Here is a 19,701-nt window from a genome sequence, read left to right on the forward strand (position 1 = left end):
AAGAAGAAGAAATGGCAAATGAAACGTATGAATCATTAAACAAACGTTTAATCAATATCCGCCGCGACCTTCATGAACACCCTGAGCTGTCAGGCGAGGAATACGAAACGACGAATAAAATCCGCCGCTGGCTGGAGGAAGAAGGAATTACGGTTCTTGATATGCCGAAACTTCAAACCGGAGTGATTGCTGAAATCAAAGGAGACAAAAGCGGCCCCGTCATCGCCGTCAGAGCGGACATCGACGCATTGCCGATCGAAGAGAAAACAAACCTTCCGTTTGCTTCACGCAACAGCGGCGTGATGCACGCCTGCGGCCATGATTTCCATACGGCATCTATCCTCGGCACGGCTTTTTTATTAAATGAGAGAAAGCATGAGCTGAAAGGAACGGTGCGGTTTATTTTTCAGCCCGCGGAAGAAATCGCCGCCGGAGCAAGACAGGTCATTGAAGCCGGCGCGCTTGACGGTGTATCGGCGATATTCGGCATGCATAACAAACCTGACCTCCCCGTCGGCACGGTCGGTCTGAAAGAAGGTCCGCTGATGGCGAGTGTCGACCGCTTTGAAATCACTGTTAAAGGAAAAGGCGGCCACGCCGGAATCCCTGATAACAGCATTGATCCGATTCAGGCGGCAGGACAGATCATCGGCGGCCTGCAATCAGTTGTCAGCAGAAATATCAGCTCGCTTCATAATGCCGTCGTCAGCATCACAAGAGTTCAAGGCGGCAGCTCATGGAATGTCATCCCGGACCATGTTGAAATGGAAGGCACCGTCCGGACGTTTCAAAAAGAAGCGCGTGACGCTGTTCCGAAACATATGAAGCGGGTTGCTGAAGGAATCGCGGCCGGATTCGGGGCAGAGGCTGATTTCCGCTGGTATCCTTACCTTCCGTCAGTGATGAACGACGCCCGTTTCATACAGGCGGCGGAACAAACGGCTGAAAGCCTCGGGCTTCAAACCGTTCGGGCAGAACAGTCGCCCGGCGGGGAAGACTTCGCATTATATCAAGAAAAAATCCCCGGCTTCTTCGTCTGGATGGGAACAAACGGAACGGAAGAATGGCACCATCCCGCCTTCACACTCGACGAAAAAGCGCTCCCGGCAGCGGCTGAGTTTTTCGCCCGGCTTGCCGTCAACGTATTGGAGCAGACGGAATGAATACGGAAAATCTGACGGCCGGGCTTGCTCAGGCCGTCATGTCGTCTGTGCCGGAAACATCCGCTGAAGCGATGAAAGAAGCGCGCAAAGGACTGCTTGATTTTACAGCGGCAGCTTTTGCCGGGAGACGGGATAAAGGAGTTGAAAAGCTGGTAAAACTGGCCGAAGAAGAAGGCGGGGTGCCGATAGCGCCGCTTATCGGCAGAAATCAAAAAAACACGCCGTCCCAATCCGCGCTCATTAACGGATTCATCGCACATGCGCTTGATTTTGACGATGTTCATTCTGATGTAAGAGGACATCCGAGCGCAGTCATCCTCCCGGCTTTGATTGCAGCCGCATCAGCCGGCCGTATAGACAAAAGCCGTTTTCTCGGTGCTTATGTGACGGGAATCGAAGTGATGGCGCGGCTCGGCGAGTCAGCTGGAAGGCATCATTACGAGAAAGGCTGGCACAATACAGGAACGTTAGGTGCCATTGCGGCCGCATGCGCCGTCGGATTCGCGGAGAATCTGAATCAAACCCAATTGCAGAAAGCAATTGGGTTTGCGGCTGCCCGCTCCGGAGGCATGAGAGTGCAATTCGGGACAGAGATGAAGCCGCTCCACGCCGGACTGGCCGCTCAAGCCGGATTGTTCGCAGTGCAGCTTGCAAAGGCCGGTTTCGGCGGCTCAGCTCATGCGCTCGACGGGGAGAAAGGTTTTTTCGGACTGTACGGCGATCTTGAACGGGCAGAAACCCTCCTTGTAAACAGGTGGGGAAAACCTTGGCGGATTGTGAGCCCGGGACTTTGGTTTAAGGTTTATCCGTTTTGCTCGGCGGCTCATCATGCGGCGGACGCCATTCTCAAGCTGAAGGCCGAACATGGTCTCATTTTCGGCCAAACGGAACGGATCGACGTGATTTATCCGCCGGGCGGTGACGCCGCATTGACAGAACGGCGTCCGAAAACAGGCGAAGCGGGGAGATTCAGCGTGGAATATGTGATCACCTTAGCTTTGCACGGTAAGGATTTTTCAGTTGAACATTTCACATCCGCGCCGATTCCGGAATCCCTTCAAAAAGGATTTGAGCGGATTCACCGCAGCTGCGATGACCAAATTCAGCCGGCTGAAAACGCCGTTCCGAAAGGCCGTTTTACAATTGTACGGGTCACGGCTTCCGGCGGTCATGTCTATGAAGCACGTATCGACTGTCCGAAGGGAGCGCCGGGAAACGGTCTTTCTGAAAAAGACATTGAAGACAAACTCCGGCTCGCTTTGCCGGGAGAAGAGAAAAAGGCGGAAGAATTGATCAAAGCAGCCGGACAATCAAATATGGACCGTTATTTACAGCTGATATAAAAAAAAGAGCGGGGGGATGCAGCCCTCGCTCTTTTTACGTTCACTTCTATTGAAAAGGGGGATATAGGGTGCGCCCCTGTCTGCGCTGGCAGGGGCGCGGTATCAGGAAACGGCCGTGCCGTTTCCTTTAACCGTGAAACTTCCTCTTGATAAGCGGATGTTGATATCCGAAACTTTGGCAATTTGTTCGTCGTGCGTAACCATGATGATGCATTTGCCGTCTTTATGCGCCAGATCCTGAAAGAGCCGGACGATTTCCTTTGACGTATCCTCGTCGAGACTTCCCGTCGGCTCGTCCGCGCAAATCAAATCCGTGTTACAGCTGAAAGCCCGCGCAATTGAAACGCGCTGCTGCTGTCCGCCGCTTAATGTCAGCACCCGCTGACGGGCCTGCTGTTCGGTGATGCCGACTTTTTTCAGCATGCTGAGCGCGAACGCATCTTTGCTGTTCTCCTTAGAGCCGGTGATCTCCATCGCCGTTGTGACATTCTGGAGCGCCGTCATATACGGGATCAGATGATAAGATTGAAAGACGATAGAGACATATTGATTTCTGAATTTGGTTAATCCGATTTTGGAGATGTCTTTTCCGTTATAAAGGATGCTTCCCTCTTTAGGTGTGTCAAGGCCGCCCGCCAGAGACAAAAACGTTGTTTTCCCCGTTCCGGAGGCGCCGACAATTGTATAAAACTTCCCTTTTTCAAAGCTGATCGTTATATCCTGAAACAGCGGCTGTGATTCATCTTGGTACCAGTAGCCGGTCTGTTGAAAGGTTAATAGGCTCATTATGCTGCCTCCTCTTACTCCTGCTTGGCCAGGATCGTTTTAGGGTGAAGCCGCATGACTGATACAGACGGCAGTAATGTGGCGATGACGGCAATTGCGACGCCGATGCCGCCGAGAATCAGAAGGTCATTCAGCGAGACGTTTACTTGCATTGTACTGATGACATCCGCGCCGGATGAATGCTGACCGAACATGCCGCCTCCCCGCGGCATTTCTTCTCCGCCCCAGCCGCTTGTTTGCTGCTGTGAATCATCGGCTGAGCTGACCTGCTGGGAAAGAAGCTGATTTCCGAGCTGATTCGCCACAAGGCTGCCCGTGACGGATGCGATCCCGATGGCAATAACGGCGACAACCAGAATTTCCGTTAAGAATTGTCCGATGAGCTTCCAGCGCTTTTCGCCGATCGCCATCAAGACACCCATTTCATACTTGCGTTCCCTGATCGACATCATCACGATCAACCCGAGAATGACCGCGCCCGCGATGGATACAAGGTATACCACGTTTTTAGAAAATGACGCGACATTTTCAATCGGGCCGGCCATTTGCTGATACACCTGATCATTTGTCGTCAGCGCGTAGGTTTTATCATCTATAGATGTTTTTTTCGCAGCCGCAACGAATGAGTCAATATATTTGGCATCATCCATATAATAAACGGCTGAGCTGATTTTGTTTTTGTTATCAGACCCTTTTAACGCCGCCGCGGCAGTGTAAGGCGTATAGATTTTATTGTCAGGATTTAAGAATGAAAAATGCTGTGCCTGATCGTCTCCTGATGATGTTGTTTTATAGATTCCCACAATTTTAAGCTTCGTTTTCACAGAATCATCCGCTGCTGAGGAAACGGTAATGGAGCCGCCGACCTTCAGCTTGTTTTGATCTGCCAGCGTTTCATTAATCACGGCGACTTTTGCGTCCGCATCTGTTTTTATGATGGCGCGGCCGTCAGTGATTTTTGAGCTCCCGCCTGTGAAATCATCAAGCAATGCCGTAGAGAGCACGCCTTCGATCGAGATATCAGCTGAAATCATCTGTCTTCCGCCGCCTTGAAAACGGCCGGCGCCGGAACGGTTATCGGCTGATTCGCCTGAGCTTTTTATCGCATCAAAGCTTTCTGCATTTGCTGACGCTGTCGTGAGGAAGTTGTAATTTTTAACATGCTGTAAAGATGTAAGCTTCTTGGCATCTGAGACGGAAATCGGCGTTGATTCAAACGTCCTCTTTTCACCGTCTTTTTGCTGCTGCGCCATTTGCTTTTGGCGGTCAGCCTGGAGTGTGACGCTCCCGCCGAGCTGCTGCCTTGCCAGTTCGCTTGATTTCTTTGCCGCTGACTGGATCGTAAGACCGGACAGGACAAAAATGCAAATCACTGAAAACACAACCAGCTGCAAAAATGTTTTTCCCTTTTTTGCCTTCATGCTCCAAAAGGCTCTTTTTATAAAGTTCATGTCTGTTCCTCCGTGTGGGTGTCAGATCTTGTGAAACCGGCCTTCTTTAGCACCGGCCATTTGATATGTATATAGTAGGAGAAATGTATGAAAAAAATATGAATAAACTATTTCCGGGTGATGAAATAAAAACTAACAATTGTGAAACCCGAAAACACCCGGGTAAAATGGTGCTATTATAAGAAAAAGCGTGAAGATAAGCGGAGGAACCAATGAAGATATTAATGATAGAAGACAATATAAGCGTATGCACCATGACGGAAATGTTCTTTTTTAAAGAAGGATTTGAAGCCGAATTTGTCCATGACGGAGTGGAAGGCTATCAGCGTTTCACGGAAGAGGACTGGGATTTGGTCATTCTGGACATTATGCTTCCATCCATGGACGGAGTGACAATCTGCCGGAAAATAAGAGAGACGAGCAGTGTACCGATTATTATGCTGACCGCAAAGGACACGGAGTCTGATCAGGTGATCGGGTTTGAAATGGGGGCGGACGACTATGTCACCAAGCCGTTCAGTCCGCTGACACTAGTAGCGCGGATTAAAGCGGTGATCAGAAGATACCGGGCGACGGGGCAGGCCGTAAAAAGCGACGACTTGATCGAAACGGCGTGTTTTTCAATCAATAAGAAGACGCGGGAAGTGTTTCTGCACGGAAAACCTGTCGAGAATCTGACGCCGAAGGAATTCGATCTGCTCTTTTATCTCGCACAAAACCCGCGCCAGGTTTTTTCGAGAGAGCAGCTGCTTGAGCAGGTGTGGGGCTATCAATTTTACGGCGATGAACGTACGGTTGATGTTCATATTAAACGGCTGCGCAAAAAACTGTCCAGTGAGGAAAAACCGTTTTTATACACGGTGTGGGGGGTAGGATACAAATTTGATGAGGATTAAATACTTATATCAGCTGCTGTTAAGCCATGTCAGCATTTTGATTTTGGCCTTTTTCATCATCATTTCCTTGTTTTCGCACTTTGTGAAAGATTTTGCGTATCAAAATAAAGTGGACGAGCTGTCTTCTTACGCGCAGCAGATCACAAGTGAGCTGAACGGCCGCGATCTTGATCTGCGCCGCCTGTATCCGTATCAGGACATGTTAAAAACGCGCGAGACCAGGTTTATTATTTTCGATGAACATCAGCGGCCTTACTTTTTTCCTGACGATATGCCGCCGCGCGAGAAGCTGAAAAGTAAAGAGTGGCACATGCTGAAGCAAGGGAAAACCGTTCAGATCAGAGCGGAGATGAACCGTTTTAATACGGAAGGTTTAGAAGTATCGCTTGTCGCAAAGCCGCTTTTTATCAACGATCAATTTAAAGGCGCGGTGCTGCTCGTGTCTCCCGTCAGAGGGGTCGAGCAGATGATCAGCCAGGTCAACCGCTATATGTTTTACGCGATCATCAGCACCCTTATCATCACGATTCTGCTGAGCTGGCTTTTATCTAAATTTCACGTCAAGCGGATTCAGACATTGCGGGATGCGACCGGAAAAGTGGCATCCGGTGATTACGATATTTCGCTCAAGAACAGCGGCGGCGATGAAATCGGCATGCTGGCGTCCGATTTCAACATCATGGCCAAAAATCTGAAGCAATCGAGAGAGCAGATTGACCGCCTTGAAAAACGGAGGCGCCAATTTATCGCCGATGTCTCCCATGAGCTGAGAACGCCTTTGACGACCATTAACGGACTTGTGGAGGGGCTTAACAGCAACACCATCCCGGAAAAAGATAAAGAGAAATGCTTCTCGCTGATCAGCGAAGAAACGAAGCGGATGCTCAGGCTCGTGAAAGAAAACCTGGATTATGAAAAAATCAGATCCCAGCAAATCAAACTGGACAAGCTCAGTCTGCCGCTAATCGAGGTGTTTGAAATTATTAAAGAGCATCTCAATCAGCAGGCGGAGGAAAAACAAAATCAGCTGCGGATTCAAGTGGAGGACGGCGTCAAAGTGTTCGCCGATTATGACAGGCTGATCCAGATTCTCGTCAACATCACGAAAAACAGCATTCAATTTACGCAAAAGGGAGACATCACGCTGCGCGGGTATGAAGGCTATAAAGAAACGGTGATTGAAATCGAAGACACCGGGATCGGCATCTCCAAAAAGGAAATTGAGCATATATGGGAGCGGTTTTATAAGGCGGACGTGTCCCGGACGAATACGGCATACGGCGAATACGGACTCGGCCTTTCCATTGTCAGGCAGCTCGTCGAAATGCACAAGGGCACGATAGATATTGACAGCGAAAAAGGAAAAGGCACGACCTTTACAATCCGCCTTCCGCTGAATACGAAACATGAATCATCTTGAAACCGGCGGTCCCGTCTGGCCGCCGTCTGTTTTATCTCCACTCGGAAAATTGCGCTCTGCCGAAACAAAGTTTGCGTGTTTTTCGGGATGGAAAGAGACGGAAACGTGATAAAATAACTGGTAAACAGGTCTTGGATGGGGAGGGTGAAGGAATGAAGAGCGGGTTAATTCCTTCTTCAGCAGTCGGGCAGAAAATTAACGAGTGGTATCGATACATCAGAACATTCAGCGTGCCGGATGCGGAGATCTTGAAGGCCGAGATCAAACAAGAGCTTGACCATATGGAGCCTGATTCGAACTTAGTGCTTTATTATTCCCTCATGGAATTTCGCCATCAGCTGATGCTGGACTACTTGGAGCCGCTGGAAAAACTGAAGATAGAAGACCAGCCGACCCTGTCGGAAATTCTTGATAACATTGATAACAGCCAGGCCGGCCTCAAAGGGCTTCTCGATTATTACGTCAACTTTTTCAAAGGCATGTTTGAATTTGATAAAAGAGAATTTATCTCAGCGATTACATATTATAAACAAGCTGAGAAAAAACTGGCCTTCGTATCGGACCACGTGGAACGGGCGGAGTTTTATTTTAAAGTGGCCGAAGCTTATTATCATATGAAACAAACGTATTTTTCTTTGATACATATAAAAAACGCTTATGAAATTTACGTAGAGCAGGACACATATAACGTCCGGATCATTCAATGCCATTTTGTATTCGGCGTCAATTTAATGGATGAAAGGCGATTTGAACAGGCGGCCAAACATTTTCAGCACGCTCTGCAAATGGCCGAAAAAGAACAAAAAGCGCAGCTTGTCGGGAGGGCGCTGTATAACCTCGGACTGTGCTACTACAATCAGGACCGCATCGGCGAAGCGATTCCGTACTTTGAACGGGCGGTCGATACATTTGAATCACAAAGAATCGTCAATTCTCTTCCTCAAGCATATTTTCTAATCACACTCATTTACTTTAAACTCGGAAAAAAAGAAAAAGCGTCGGAATATCACAAGCGGGGATATGAATATGCTAAAGAAACAGACGATCCCGTTTACACGGTAAAATTCGAATGGCTGCAGGCTCTGTATCAGGCGAAACCGGATGAGGAAACAATCAGCGCGTGTTTCCGTTACCTGGAAGATAAAAATTTATACGCCGATATAGAGGATTTAGCACTAGAAGCAGCTAAATATTACTATGAACAAAATTGCTTTAAAATTTCTTCTGACTATTTTCTGAAAGTCGAAGAGGCAAGGAAACAAATACAAAGGAGTGAAGGTTTGTATGAAATTGAAATCTAAATGGTTTGTTATTTGTTTAGCAGCCGCCGCGATTTTTACAGTGACAGGTGCAGGCCAGCCAGATCAGGCTGACTTCCATGTAACTGAAAGAGGAATGACGTGAGAAGAAAATAACCTGAACAAAGGAAAAGACTGCCTGGGAATGTTCCCGGCAGTCTTTTTTTGCGCGGCCGGACTCGGACAGCGGCGGAAAACAAAAGAAAACGCCGCAGGTCAAAACCCGCAGCGTCCTCATATAGACGGAGTGATGCTTAGAAACCGCCAACATAGGCAGTACCTACAATAACCAACAGGATAAATAAAACAACGATCAAAGCGAAAGAGCTGATTCCAGAATATCCTGACATGAGCTTCACCTCCATATTGTCTATACCATACAATATGTAAAAGAAGCTGCTTTGTAAGGGATACTAGTGGACAAGAGAAAAAAGAGGCTGTGTCCTATGAGAGTAAGACTCCGGCGAAAAATTCGTCATACAGTGCCCGCACCGCGTGTTTTTCCTGTTCTTCTTTCACTCCGAACATCATGCTGACTTCCGATGACCCTTGATTGATCATCTCGATGTTGACGCCGGCTTCCGACAGTGCTTTGGATGCCCTGGCGGTTGTGCCGACATTATGGCGCATCGCTTCCCCGACGACCATAATCAGCGCCAGATTGTGCCTGACTGTGACTTCATCTGCTTGAAGTTCCTGCTTCAGACGGGTGACGAGCCTGTGTTCCAGTTCTGAGTCCATCTGATTGTGCCGAAGGATGATCGTGATGTCGTCAATGCCGGATGGAACGTGTTCATACGTCAATCCTTCTTCCTCCAAAATGTGAAGGGCTTTGCGGCCGAAACCGATTTCCCGGTTCATTAAATATTTGCTTATGTAAATGCTGCAAAAGCCCGTGTCGCTTGCGATGCCGATGACTGGCCCGTTCGTATTGTCACGGCTGCTGACGACGCGTGTTCCTTTCGCATCCGGATTATTCGTATTCTTAATCTGAACGGGGATGCCGGCCCGAAATGCGGGAATCAGCGCTTCATCATGAAAAACGGAAAATCCGGCATAGGAGAGCTCACGCATTTCCCGATACGTCAGTTCGTTAATTTCTTTCGGATGCCGCACGATTGACGGGTTGACGGAATAGACGGCGTCCACATCAGTAAAGTTTTCGTACAGGTCGGCTTTTAAGCCGCTGGCGAGAATGGAGCCGGTAATATCAGAACCGCTCCTGGAAAACGTCACAATCTCATGATCCTTCGTGTAACCGAAGAATCCCGGAAAAATGATCAAGCCTTCACGGTTTCTCAGACGGTACAAATGATCATAAGACTCAGGGAGCACCTGCGCGCTTCCGGGTTCATTCGTCACAAACAGCCCCGCTTCTTTCGGACTTACGTATTCCGCTTTCACGCCCTGCCGACGGAAGTAGGCTGCGATCAGCTTCGCGTTGTTGTCCTCGCCGCTCGCCTTCACCGCATCCATATATTGTTCGGGATTGGTTTTACAGCTGTTTAAAAGAGCGAATAGGTCACTGCGGATTCTTTCTATAATAGAGAAATCCAGGTTCAGCTCACGCGCGATGGCGGCGTACCGTTCAATGACCGTTTCGGCAAGCTCGGGCGCTGCACCTTTTTGCAAATAATGCTCCGCACAGCGGATTAACAGATCCGTCACCTTTGTATCGTCCGAGAAGCGTTTTCCCGGTGCCGATACGACGACGGCTTTCCGCGCGGGATCAGCCGTCACGATTTGAAACACTTTCTCAAGCTGGGCTCCTGACGCAAGAGAGCTGCCTCCGAATTTTACAACTTTCATGATTTACATCCCCTAATATTTAAATTTTCTCACAAATTTAATTTTTATTATCTCTCTTTCAAACATGTAAATCAAGGATTTTTTCTACGTGGGGAGAACATTTGTATTTTCATGGAGGAATTTTGCCGCTGTTTGTCAGATTTGTTTCCCTCAAGCGTGTTATCATGTGCAAAAAATGATAAGCAGCCAAATGTAGGTTATAGAAAATCCTGCAAATTCTTGATAGACTGATTGTAAGACAATTTAGTGTACGGCCCGCGGATGACCGCTTTTGAAAGCAAAACTGTATTGACTGCGCTTGGAAAGATGATAAGATTATAATTGTCGTTGATAATGATAATCATTACGAGTGGGATATATGGGAGTTGTTTGGCAATCAGTCATACCGTTTGTGATGGGTGCAGGGAGGCAGCATGAAGCTACGTTACTTACTTTTGCTACTGGCGGTTTTGGCGTGTACTTCTATATTTATCGGTGTAGAAGATTTGTCGCCGCTGGATATTTTTCATTTAAATAAAGAACAGGCGGGTACATTGTTTGACAGCCGGCTGCCGCGTTTGGTGAGCATTATCATCGCCGGCATGAGCCTGAGCATCTGCGGATTAATCATGCAGCAGATCAGCCGGAATAAATTTGTATCGCCGACGACTGCGGGAACGATGGATTGGGCAAGGCTCGGAATCTTGATTTCATTAATGCTTTTTACGTCAGCGAGTCCGCTTGTGAAAATGTCTATCGCTTTCGTTTTCGCGTTGGCGGGAAATTTCCTTTTCATGAAAATCCTCGAGAGAATCAAGTTCAATGATGCGATTTTTATTCCTCTCGTCGGTTTAATGCTTGGGAACATCGTCAGCTCAATCGCCACGTTTATCGCATATAAATATGACCTGATCCAAAACCTGTCGTCTTGGCTGCAGGGAGATTTCTCACTGGTCGTCAAAGGCCGGTATGAGCTTTTATATCTGAGTATCCCGCTGGTGATCATCGCTTATGTGTATGCGGATAAATTTACGGTGGCGGGAATGGGAGAGAGCTTTTCCGTCAATCTCGGCCTGAAATACAAACGCGTCGTTAATATCGGTCTGATTATCGTGTCGCTCATCGCTTCACTGGTGATCCTGACCGTCGGGATGCTGCCGTTTCTCGGTTTGATCATTCCCAATATGGTGTCGATTTACAAAGGGGACAACCTGAGGAGCAGCCTGCCTCACACCGCTCTGCTGGGCGCTGTTTTTGTGCTGTTTTGCGACATTTTGGGAAGGGTGATCATCTTCCCGTACGAAATTTCCATCGGCCTGATGGTCGGTGTTATCGGCAGCGGCATCTTCCTGTATATGCTGTTAAGGAGAAAAGCATATGAGTCATAATAAAAAAATTACGCTGCTGGCGGCGCTCGCCATGATATGTATCGGATTCTTCCTGTTCTACGGACTGGGCAATTGGGAATACTCCCTGCCGAGACGATGCTTCAAAGTGCTTGCCATGATGCTCACCGGAGGAGCGATCGCGTTTTCAACGGTCATCTTCCAGACGATTACAAATAACCGCATACTGACACCGGGCATTTTAGGCCTCGATTCCCTGTATATGCTCATTCAGACCGTCATCGTGTTCCTGTTCGGTTCAATGAATATCGTCATGATGAACAAAAATCTTAATTTCGTCATCTCCGTCGGGCTGATGGTGCTCTTGTCACTCGTTTTGTACCAGCTCATGTTTAAAGGAGAGGGGCGGAACGTGTTTTTCCTTCTGCTTGTCGGCGTCGTGTTCGGCACGCTGTTCAACAGTCTGTCATCCTTTATGCAGATGCTGATTGATCCGAATGAGTTCCAGGTTGTTCAGGACAAAATGTTTGCCAGCTTTAACAATATCAACACCGATCTTTTATGGTTTGCCGGTGCTGTCTTTCTTCTGACGGGCATTTATGTCTGGCGGTTCACGCGGTTTTTTGACGTGCTGTCGCTCGGCAGGGAGCACGCCGTCAACCTGGGGATTGATTACGATAAGCTTGTGAAACAGATGCTCATTGTCGTCGCCATTCTTGTGTCTGTCTCGACGGCTCTTGTCGGGCCGATTATGTTTTTAGGACTGCTTGTCGTCAATCTGGCGAGAGAGTTTTTAAAAACCTACAGGCACACGTATTTAATCGCGGGTTCTGTCCTGATCAGCATCGTCGCGCTCGTCGGGGGCCAGTTCGTCGTGGAGAAAGTGTTCACGTTTTCCACGACGCTGAGCGTCATCATTAATTTTGCCGGCGGGATTTATTTTATCTATCTGCTGTTAAAGGAGAATAAATCATGGTAGAGGTCAAAAATGTAAGCAAACAATACGGAGGGAAAACCGTCCTTGAGAAAACGTCTCTATCCATTCAAAAGGGCAGGCTCACCTCATTTATCGGTCCGAACGGCGCGGGAAAAAGCACGCTGCTGTCTATCATGAGCCGGCTGATTAAGACGGATTCCGGGGAAATCACGGTCGACGGGCAAGAGATCGGGGCCTGTAAAAGCAACGATCTGGCAAAAAAAATCAGCATCCTGAAGCAGACGAACCAAATCAATATCAGGCTGACGATTAAAGACCTGGTCAGCTTCGGCAGATTTCCGTATTCCCAGGGGAAACTGACGGATGAAGATTGGGTGCATATCAACCAGGCACTCAGTTATATGAAGCTGGATGACTTAAAGGATAAATATCTCGATCAGCTCAGCGGAGGCCAGTGCCAGAGGGCGTTTATCGCGATGATCATCGCTCAGGATACGGACTATATTTTTCTCGATGAGCCGCTGAACAATTTAGATATGAAGCATTCCGTTGAAATGATGAAGCTGTTGAAGCGGCTTGTGGAAGACTTCGGAAAAACGGTCGTCGTAGTGATTCACGATATCAACTTCGCATCCGTATATTCAGACCATATCGTTGCACTGAAAAACGGCCGGATCGTCAAAGAAGGGCCGGCGGAGGAGATCATTGAAACCTCCGTGCTTGAAGATATTTATGATATGACCATCCCGATTCAAGAGATTGACAGTCAGCGGATCGGTGTGTACTTTTCTTAAAAACCAGATGAGGTGAAAGTCATGAAAAAATTCGCATTGCTATTCATTGCGCTCGTTACGATTTTTGTTGTTTCTGCATGCGGAAACGGGGACAAAACATCAGGCAAATCAAAAGAAACAATCACAATCAAAGATGACCTGAACAAAGAAGGCGTCAAAGTGCCGAAGAATCCGAAAAAAGTCGTCGTATTCAACTTCGGAATGCTGGACACGATGGATGAACTCGGTTTACAGGATTACGTGGCGGGACTTCCGAAACAAAACATTCCAAAATACTTATCTTCATATAAAAGTGATAAATACACCAATACAGGCGGTTTAAAAGAACCGGATTTTGAAAAAGTCGCGGATATTGACCCGGATTTAATCATTATCGCTCACAGACAATCTGATTCTTATAAAGAGTTCTCAAAAATCGCGCCGACGATTTACCTTGATGATGACTATACAAACTACGTTGACAGATTCAAGCACAACACCGAAGTGATCGGCAAAATCTTTAACAAAGAAAATGAAGTGAAAGATAAGCTTGCGAAAATTGACAAATCCATTGCGGATCTGAAGAAAAAGACAAGCAGCACGGATAAAAACGGGTTAGTGGTGATGGCGAACGACGGCAAAATCAGCGCGTTCGGATCTAAATCAAGATACGGCTTCATTCATGATGTGTTCGGCGTCAAACCGGCTGACAAAAACATCGAAGCCTCATTGCACGGACAAAGCATTTCTTATGAATATATCGCCAAAACAAACCCTGATTATATGTTTGTCGTTGACCGCGGAACAGCGATCGGCACAAAATCTTCAACAAAACAAGTGGTTGAAAATGATTATGTAAAATCGGTGAAAGCCGTGAAAAACAACCATGTTGTCTACCTTGATTCAGCTACATGGTATTTATCAGGAGGCGGCCTGGAATCCATGGCGCAAATGGTGAAAGAAGTTAAAGACGGAATCGAGAAGTAAAAAAAGAACCCGGTCACATACGTGATCGGGTTCTTTTTGGTTTACCGCGTAACGGCCTGCTGCTGCTCGGGCTGACGCGGTTTTTTCTTCAATATAAAAGATAGGAGGAAGCCGGCCAGCGCGATGCAGGCGGCTACGACAAATGCCGCATTCATGCCGTGCAGGGCGGCGTTTGCCGGAGTTGTCGCATTTGCGTGCGCGGCCTGGCTGCTCATCACGGAAACTAGCAGCGCCGTACCGATAGAACCGCCGACTTGGCGGACGGTATTGTTCATGGCTGTGCCGTGCGGAATTAAGTGGCGCGGCAGGGCGTTGATACCCGCTGTCGTCACCGGCATCATAATCATGGCTGTTCCCAAAAGCCGCGCGGTATAAACGACGACAATCCAAATGAGAGACGTCGAGTCCGTCAGATTCATAAACGGCAGGGACGTGAGCAGGATGATGAAGAATCCGGTCATCGCAAGGCCCTTTCCGCCGATTTTGTCAAACACCCGGCCGATAAACGGAGACATCATCCCCATCACAATCGCGCCCGGCAAAAGCATTAATCCGGTATCAAACGCGGATACGCCCCGGACTTTTTGCGTGTAAAGCGGGAGAATGGTTTCCGTTCCGATCAGCAGCGCGAAAACAAGCGTTCCGAGCAGGGTGGTCAGGCTGAAAATCCCGAAAGAAAACACGCGGAATTCCAGCATCGGTTTTTTGAGCTTCATCTGTCTTGCGATAAAGAAAATCAGTGCGACCGCTCCGACAAGCAGCGAAGTCAGCACTTCAGTACTGGTCCACCCTGATGAACCGGCGCTTGAGAAGCCGTAAAGCAGACCGCCGAATCCGAGGGTCGATAAGATCACGGATACAATATCAATCTGTGTTTCTCGTAATGTCGTGACGTTTTTCATCAGAATAATCGCTAAAAGCAAATCGATGACTGCGATCGGGAAGATGATATAAAACAAAGACCGCCAAGAGAATGCTTCGACCGCCCATCCGGAAAGCGTCGGGCCGATCGCCGGGGCGAACGAAATAACCAAGCCGACCATACCCATGGCGCGGCCGCGCTTTTCCATCGGGAAAATCGTGAGAAATACCGTCTGCATGAGCGGCAGCATAATTCCGGCACCGGCTGCCTGGATAATCCGGGCCGTCAAGAGCACCGGAAAGTTCGGGGCGAATGCGCCGACAATGGTGCCCGCCGTGAAAATACTCATGGCGGAAATCAAGAGGGTGCGGCTTGTGAATTTCTCTATTAAAAATGCGGTAATCGGAATCAAAATCCCGTTCGTCAGCATAAACGATGTTGTCAGCCATTGCGCTTTGTTGGCGTCTATATTGAAGTCATTCATAATGTGCGGCAGCGCCGTGATAAGCAGTGTCTGGTTCAAAATGGCGACGAACGCACCCGCCAAAAGAATCCCGACAATGACAGAGCGGTTGTATGGTGCAGTTTTAATACTCTTATTCAAGCTGATTCCTTCTTTCTTTATAGTTTGAGCAATGTTTTAACGGCTGCAAGCGGCTGGTGCAGCGGTCCGGCCTGCTCCAAATAACCGATAAGCGCTTTGATGAGAAAATCCCGCGGCTGTTTGTCCGCTGATTCTTTCTCCAGCATAGCCGCCGCGGAAGCGAGTCCTGCGGCGTCATATTTTTCCTCCGGAAGGGCTGAGACGGCTTCTTTCAGTTCCTTCAGGCTTTCAGCCAGCAATACGGTTTTGTCTTTCGGCTCAAATGAGGAAGCGGAGGCGATATAAAGGTCAATCATCTCCTGAGGCAAAGCGGTTTCGGCTGTCCTGTTTTCGACGATGAGATTGAGGTGGCGGATGATAAACTCCGTGAGCGGCTCCAGGGCGAGCGGTTCTTTTTCCAGCTTAATCAGCGTGATGCATTCTCTCAGGAGCCCTTGCAGGACGATTACCAGCTCCCATACATAAGGAATAATGTCTTCACCGTACGTCTGAATCAGTGAATCGCGATGCCAGCAGATAAAGGTGGAGCGGGCCCTGTGAATATGCCGTTTTACCCGTTCATTAATGGAAGAGGGGCTTCCGTACATCAGCATATTAAAAAACTGCTGATTGCGCCTGAAGCCTTCAAGCTCAGCCATCAGTTTTTTGGCAAACCGTTCCTCAGGGGAGAGGCTTGTTTCTTCATTCAATAATGAAGCGGCGGCTACCATCTGTTTCTGGTTAAAGTCGAGCAGCTCCAACAGCAGGTCTTCCTTTGATTCAAACAGCTTATATAAAGATGCTTTGGAGACTTTGCACTCCTCTGCGATCGCCTGCATCGAAACTGACGAAAAGCTTTTCCCGGAAAAAAGCTTTCTTGCCGCCAGCAGAATATCCGTTTTCTTATCATTCATAAGCCCAGATTCCTTCTTTCGTCACAATAGAAAACCCATCGGTTCACAGAAAACCAATGAGTATATGATGAAAATATTAACAAAAATTTTTACATAGTGTCAACGCTTTTGTTTGAGAAATAGAAAAAACCTGCCGGAGTGTTCCGGCAGGCTGATCCGCTTATTTATCCGTCTTAAACCCTTGTTTTTCAAGCATTTCACGAATGTGAGGATAATAAACCTGCTTATAGTAGGAAGTGATGCCTTGTGACCAGTTTCTTGTTTCCTGTCCGTCGGTGCGTTTTTTCATGTATTCGGACATCTGCTTGTCATAGGCCTCGATATGGGTTCTTACATCTTCTTCTTGATACGTTTCATGATGCAGAACGGCTGCTTGCGGCAGACGCGGTTTTTTCGCGGAGCGGTCTGCCGGATGGCCGATGACAAGACCGGAAACCGGGAAAACGTATTTCGGAAGTTTCAGCAATTCAATGAGTTCGTCAGGCTTGCCGCGCACGGCGCCGATCGGCACAGTGCCGAGTCCCATTGATTCAGCCGCAGCCGTTGCCGTACCCAGCGCAATCCCGACATCTACGGCTCCGACTAGAACGGACTCTAAACCGTTCGTGATCTCAAGCGGTGTATCATTATATTCTTCAAGCGCAATTTTGGCGCGGTTAAAATCAGCGCAGAATAAAAGGAAAACAGGCGCTTGGTCAATCCACGGCTGGCCGCCGGCCAATTCGGATATTTTTTTCTTCCGCTCCTTATCTTTCACCGCAATAACGGTAAATTGCTGGCCGTTAATGGAAGTCGGCGCTGCCTGAGTTGCTTGGATGATAAGGTCCAGCTGCTCATCCGATACGGGTTCATCTGTGTAGCTGCGGATGGAACGGTGGTCTGTTAATATTTGAAGGACTTCGTTCATGTCATTCATCCTTTCGTTACTCTGACAGTTCTGTGCGGACGACGTCAAGCGGCGCACTCAGCACTTCTTTTGCTTTTGCCACGAATCCTTGGAAATGGTCAGTTGCGTTGTGGAATTTCATCGCTTCTTCATCTTTCCATTGCTCAAGCATAACGAATGTATTTTCCTCACCGACTTTTTCGAAAAGATCGTATTGCACATTTCCTTCTTCCGCGCGTGAATGCTGAACAAGTGATTGCGCTTCTCCTAAAAATTCCTCGCGTTTATCCGCTTTTACTTTCATGTAAGCCTGTAAGACGATCATTGTTATTCCTCCTGATTGGGTTTATTTGTTATAGTTCGAATATTATCGAACTAACTGTAACATGTTTCGCTGCGAATGGTAAAGGAAAAACCCTCACCGCCTAAATTGTCACCCGCCGATGATCTGTGTTACATTTGACTCATGAACATTCCAAACCATCCTGAAACCGAACGCTTACAGCTGACAAAGGTTCTTCATGCTCTGAGTGATCCGCTCCGCTTAGAGCTGGTCAAACAATTGGCGGAAACAACAGAAAAAACGTGCGGAACCTGCGCTGATGTCCGGGTCGCTAAATCAACGCTGTCCCATCACTTCAAAGTGCTGCGGGAAGCGGGGATCGCCCAAGTGCGCATAGACGGGAAGCACCGTTATTATTCCCTGCGCAAAGATGATTTACAAGCGGCGTTTCCCGGCCTGTTGGAGGCGATTTTGCAGACAGAACCGGACCGCTGGTAAATAAGTCCCCGAATTCCGGGGGTTTTTTTATGCGCCGAAAACCGCCCGGTAAAGCCTGTAGACGCCTTCTTGAATATCGCTCTCCTTCAGGCGTGCGAACCCCAGGATAAGCTGCGGTTTATCTGAATCGCCTCCCGCTTTCAGACGGAATCGGCTCATCGCAAACAGATCGAGCTGTTCTGCATCCGCCCGTGCCAATATCTCTTTTTCTGAACGTGCGCATTCAAACTCAGTGACAAAATGAAGCCCCGCATTGGCGCCCTTTACACTGATTCTTTCTCCGAATGTTTCTTCCAAAGCCGAAATGAGGCATTCCCGCATGTTCTTATAATGCTGCTTCATCTTTTTAATATGTTTCTGATATTCACCTGATTCGATAAATTCTTTAAGCGCGAGCTGGGCAAGCGTGCTGCACGTTTGCAGGTCATACGTTCTCTCTTTGAACGTCCGCAAAAGCCCGGGCGGCAGAACCATATAGCTGATGCGCAGACCTGGGAAAAGGGATTTTGAAAAGGTCCCCATGTAGATGACATTTTGAAACCGGTCAAGGCTTTGAAGCGCCGGTATCGTATCGGCGTCATATTTAAATTCACTGTCATAATCATCTTCAATGATGAAGCGGCCGTTCTGTTCGGCGGCCCAGTTTAAAAGCTGAATCCGCCGGGAAGCCGGCATGATCACGCCTGAGGGGAATTGATGGGAAGGCGTGGTGATCAATACAGAGGGCCGGCGTTTTTCGATTTCGTTCATGGACATGCCTTTTTCATCAAGGCTGATCGTCGCAACCTTTTTCCCGAGGTTTTGCAGCAGCCGGTACATCCTCATATATCCCGGGTTCTCCATGGCGTAGAGCGCGTCTTTTGGCAGCAGTTCCGTCAGCAGCTGCATCAGCATTTGTGTGCCCGCTCCGAGCACGATTTGTTCCGGGCGGCATGTAACGCCCCTTGTCAGGGAAATAAGCCGCGAAATTGTTTCACGGACTTCATATAAACCTTGAGGATGGACGAGTTCTCCGAGTGTATGAAATGAACGGGCGGCTGCTTTCTGCTCACAGCGGAACCAGCTTTTCAGGGGGAAATGCGCCGTATCCACGCTCATATGTGAAAATGAAATCCAGCCGCTTTTATCCGTCTCCCGCTCTTTCAAATCATCAGGCAATAGGAGCGAAGGCGTTTCTTCATGATAAACCGTATCAATTTCCTCCACGAAAAAACCTTTTCTTTCGACCGCATATAAATAACCTTCCGAAAGCAGCTGCTGATAAGCTGAATTCACTGAATTCACGCTGACCTTCAGCGTCTCGGCAAGCTCTCGTTTAGACGGCACCTTTGTATGAGGCATCAGGCTGCGCTTCAAAACGGCCGCTTTTATGTGCTGATAGATCTGCTGATAGATATAATCCGCCGTTTCCGAATGGTCAATGGAAATCGTCAGCATCCAGACCCTGCCCCTTTCTGATACCATGGATAAATTGGTTTTGGTACTTT

The 19,701-nt window shown here is 48.2% G+C and carries 20 protein-coding genes; 11 read left to right on the plus strand and 9 right to left on the minus strand.

What is annotated here, in order from left to right; translation table 11 throughout:
- Window positions 1–11 precede the first annotated feature (11 nt).
- Together NYE68_RS02375 and NYE68_RS02380 are read left to right on the plus strand one after the other, a co-directional pair.
- The gene (locus NYE68_RS02375) at window positions 12–1,163 is read left to right on the plus strand and encodes a M20 peptidase aminoacylase family protein (RefSeq protein ID WP_015239149.1); all 1,152 of its coding nucleotides are present in this window, start codon (window positions 12–14) and stop codon (window positions 1,161–1,163) included.
- Window positions 1,160–2,506, plus strand: a complete 1,347-nt coding sequence (locus tag NYE68_RS02380) for an MmgE/PrpD family protein (RefSeq protein ID WP_254003541.1) — start codon at window positions 1,160–1,162, stop codon at window positions 2,504–2,506. The genes NYE68_RS02375 and NYE68_RS02380 overlap by 4 nt, the downstream gene beginning before the upstream one ends.
- Before the next feature lie 102 nt (window positions 2,507–2,608).
- On the opposite strand, the gene NYE68_RS02385 is transcribed toward NYE68_RS02380, so the two are convergent.
- Together NYE68_RS02385 and NYE68_RS02390 are read right to left on the minus strand one after the other, a co-directional pair.
- Entirely contained in the window at window positions 2,609–3,292 is a 684-nt protein-coding gene (locus NYE68_RS02385) for an ABC transporter ATP-binding protein (protein WP_228903604.1), read from the minus strand.
- Window positions 3,293–3,306: 14 nt separating this feature from the next.
- Window positions 3,307–4,743, minus strand: coding sequence for an ABC transporter permease (locus NYE68_RS02390; RefSeq protein WP_228903603.1), 1,437 nt, complete (start codon window positions 4,741–4,743; stop codon window positions 3,307–3,309).
- 212 nt (window positions 4,744–4,955) lie between these two features.
- Between NYE68_RS02390 and NYE68_RS02395 the strand changes: the two genes are divergently transcribed.
- From NYE68_RS02395 to NYE68_RS02410, 4 genes are all read left to right on the plus strand, one after another.
- Window positions 4,956–5,639 carry a response regulator transcription factor gene (locus tag NYE68_RS02395; protein WP_007410267.1) on the plus strand — a complete coding sequence of 228 codons (684 nt, stop codon included), beginning with the start codon at window positions 4,956–4,958 and terminating at the stop codon, window positions 5,637–5,639.
- On the plus strand, window positions 5,626–7,059 hold the full coding sequence (locus NYE68_RS02400; protein WP_324636132.1) for a HAMP domain-containing sensor histidine kinase: 1,434 nt from the start codon (window positions 5,626–5,628) through the stop codon (window positions 7,057–7,059). Before NYE68_RS02395 ends, NYE68_RS02400 begins: the two co-directional genes overlap by 14 nt.
- A gap of 152 nt (window positions 7,060–7,211) precedes the next feature.
- Window positions 7,212–8,360 (plus strand): Rap family tetratricopeptide repeat protein, encoded by a 1,149-nt coding sequence (locus tag NYE68_RS02405; RefSeq protein ID WP_007410270.1) that lies wholly within the window; start codon window positions 7,212–7,214, stop codon window positions 8,358–8,360.
- Window positions 8,344–8,463 (plus strand): PhrC/PhrF family phosphatase-inhibitory pheromone, encoded by a 120-nt coding sequence (locus tag NYE68_RS02410; RefSeq protein ID WP_031378677.1) that lies wholly within the window; start codon window positions 8,344–8,346, stop codon window positions 8,461–8,463. Before NYE68_RS02405 ends, NYE68_RS02410 begins: the two co-directional genes overlap by 17 nt.
- Before the next feature lie 148 nt (window positions 8,464–8,611).
- Here the strand turns inward: NYE68_RS02410 and NYE68_RS02415 are convergent, their stop codons facing one another.
- The gene (locus NYE68_RS02415) at window positions 8,612–8,707 is read right to left on the minus strand and encodes a YjcZ family sporulation protein (protein ID WP_012116800.1); all 96 of its coding nucleotides are present in this window, start codon (window positions 8,705–8,707) and stop codon (window positions 8,612–8,614) included.
- 94 nt (window positions 8,708–8,801) lie between these two features.
- Window positions 8,802–10,166 (minus strand): aspartate kinase, encoded by a 1,365-nt coding sequence (locus tag NYE68_RS02420; protein WP_199022338.1) that lies wholly within the window; start codon window positions 10,164–10,166, stop codon window positions 8,802–8,804.
- A 413-nt stretch (window positions 10,167–10,579) separates the two neighbouring features.
- On the opposite strand from NYE68_RS02420, the gene NYE68_RS02425 reads away from it, so the two are divergent.
- The 4 genes from NYE68_RS02425 to NYE68_RS02440 are packed head-to-tail and all read left to right on the plus strand — an operon-like array spanning window position 10,580 to window position 14,188.
- Window positions 10,580–11,533 (plus strand): ABC transporter permease, encoded by a 954-nt coding sequence (locus tag NYE68_RS02425; protein ID WP_015239156.1) that lies wholly within the window; start codon window positions 10,580–10,582, stop codon window positions 11,531–11,533.
- Window positions 11,523–12,470, plus strand: a complete 948-nt coding sequence (locus NYE68_RS02430; protein WP_014416905.1) for an iron chelate uptake ABC transporter family permease subunit — start codon at window positions 11,523–11,525, stop codon at window positions 12,468–12,470. Before NYE68_RS02425 ends, NYE68_RS02430 begins: the two co-directional genes overlap by 11 nt.
- The gene (locus tag NYE68_RS02435) at window positions 12,464–13,222 is read left to right on the plus strand and encodes an ABC transporter ATP-binding protein (protein ID WP_003156330.1); all 759 of its coding nucleotides are present in this window, start codon (window positions 12,464–12,466) and stop codon (window positions 13,220–13,222) included. Before NYE68_RS02430 ends, NYE68_RS02435 begins: the two co-directional genes overlap by 7 nt.
- Window positions 13,223–13,243: 21 nt before the next feature.
- Window positions 13,244–14,188, plus strand: coding sequence for a siderophore ABC transporter substrate-binding protein (locus NYE68_RS02440; RefSeq protein WP_324636131.1), 945 nt, complete (start codon window positions 13,244–13,246; stop codon window positions 14,186–14,188).
- A gap of 41 nt (window positions 14,189–14,229) precedes the next feature.
- Here NYE68_RS02440 and NYE68_RS02445 read toward each other — a convergent pair whose 3' ends face one another.
- From NYE68_RS02445 to NYE68_RS02460, 4 genes are all read right to left on the minus strand, one after another.
- Window positions 14,230–15,654 carry an MDR family MFS transporter gene (locus tag NYE68_RS02445; RefSeq protein ID WP_039252789.1) on the minus strand — a complete coding sequence of 475 codons (1,425 nt, stop codon included), beginning with the start codon at window positions 15,652–15,654 and terminating at the stop codon, window positions 14,230–14,232.
- 17 nt (window positions 15,655–15,671) lie between these two features.
- A complete protein-coding gene (locus tag NYE68_RS02450; protein WP_015416814.1) occupies window positions 15,672–16,547 on the minus strand; it encodes a TetR/AcrR family transcriptional regulator in 876 nt (291 codons plus the stop codon).
- A 160-nt stretch (window positions 16,548–16,707) separates the two neighbouring features.
- Complete coding sequence (nfsA, locus tag NYE68_RS02455) at window positions 16,708–17,454, minus strand: oxygen-insensitive NADPH nitroreductase (RefSeq protein ID WP_015416815.1); 747 nt, start codon at window positions 17,452–17,454, stop codon at window positions 16,708–16,710.
- A 16-nt stretch (window positions 17,455–17,470) separates the two neighbouring features.
- Window positions 17,471–17,758 carry a putative quinol monooxygenase gene (locus NYE68_RS02460; protein ID WP_003156323.1) on the minus strand — a complete coding sequence of 96 codons (288 nt, stop codon included), beginning with the start codon at window positions 17,756–17,758 and terminating at the stop codon, window positions 17,471–17,473.
- 141 nt (window positions 17,759–17,899) lie between these two features.
- Here NYE68_RS02460 and NYE68_RS02465 point away from each other — a divergent pair, with 141 nt between their 5' ends.
- Window positions 17,900–18,214 carry a helix-turn-helix transcriptional regulator gene (locus NYE68_RS02465; RefSeq protein ID WP_012116810.1) on the plus strand — a complete coding sequence of 105 codons (315 nt, stop codon included), beginning with the start codon at window positions 17,900–17,902 and terminating at the stop codon, window positions 18,212–18,214.
- 27 nt (window positions 18,215–18,241) lie between these two features.
- On the opposite strand, the gene NYE68_RS02470 is transcribed toward NYE68_RS02465, so the two are convergent.
- Window positions 18,242–19,651 (minus strand): PLP-dependent aminotransferase family protein, encoded by a 1,410-nt coding sequence (locus NYE68_RS02470; RefSeq protein WP_324636130.1) that lies wholly within the window; start codon window positions 19,649–19,651, stop codon window positions 18,242–18,244.
- Window positions 19,652–19,701: the final 50 nt, after the last annotated feature.

It is taken from the genome of Bacillus sp. FSL R5-0447 (genome assembly GCF_038606125.1).
Taxonomy (GTDB): domain Bacteria; phylum Bacillota; class Bacilli; order Bacillales; family Bacillaceae; genus Bacillus; species Bacillus velezensis.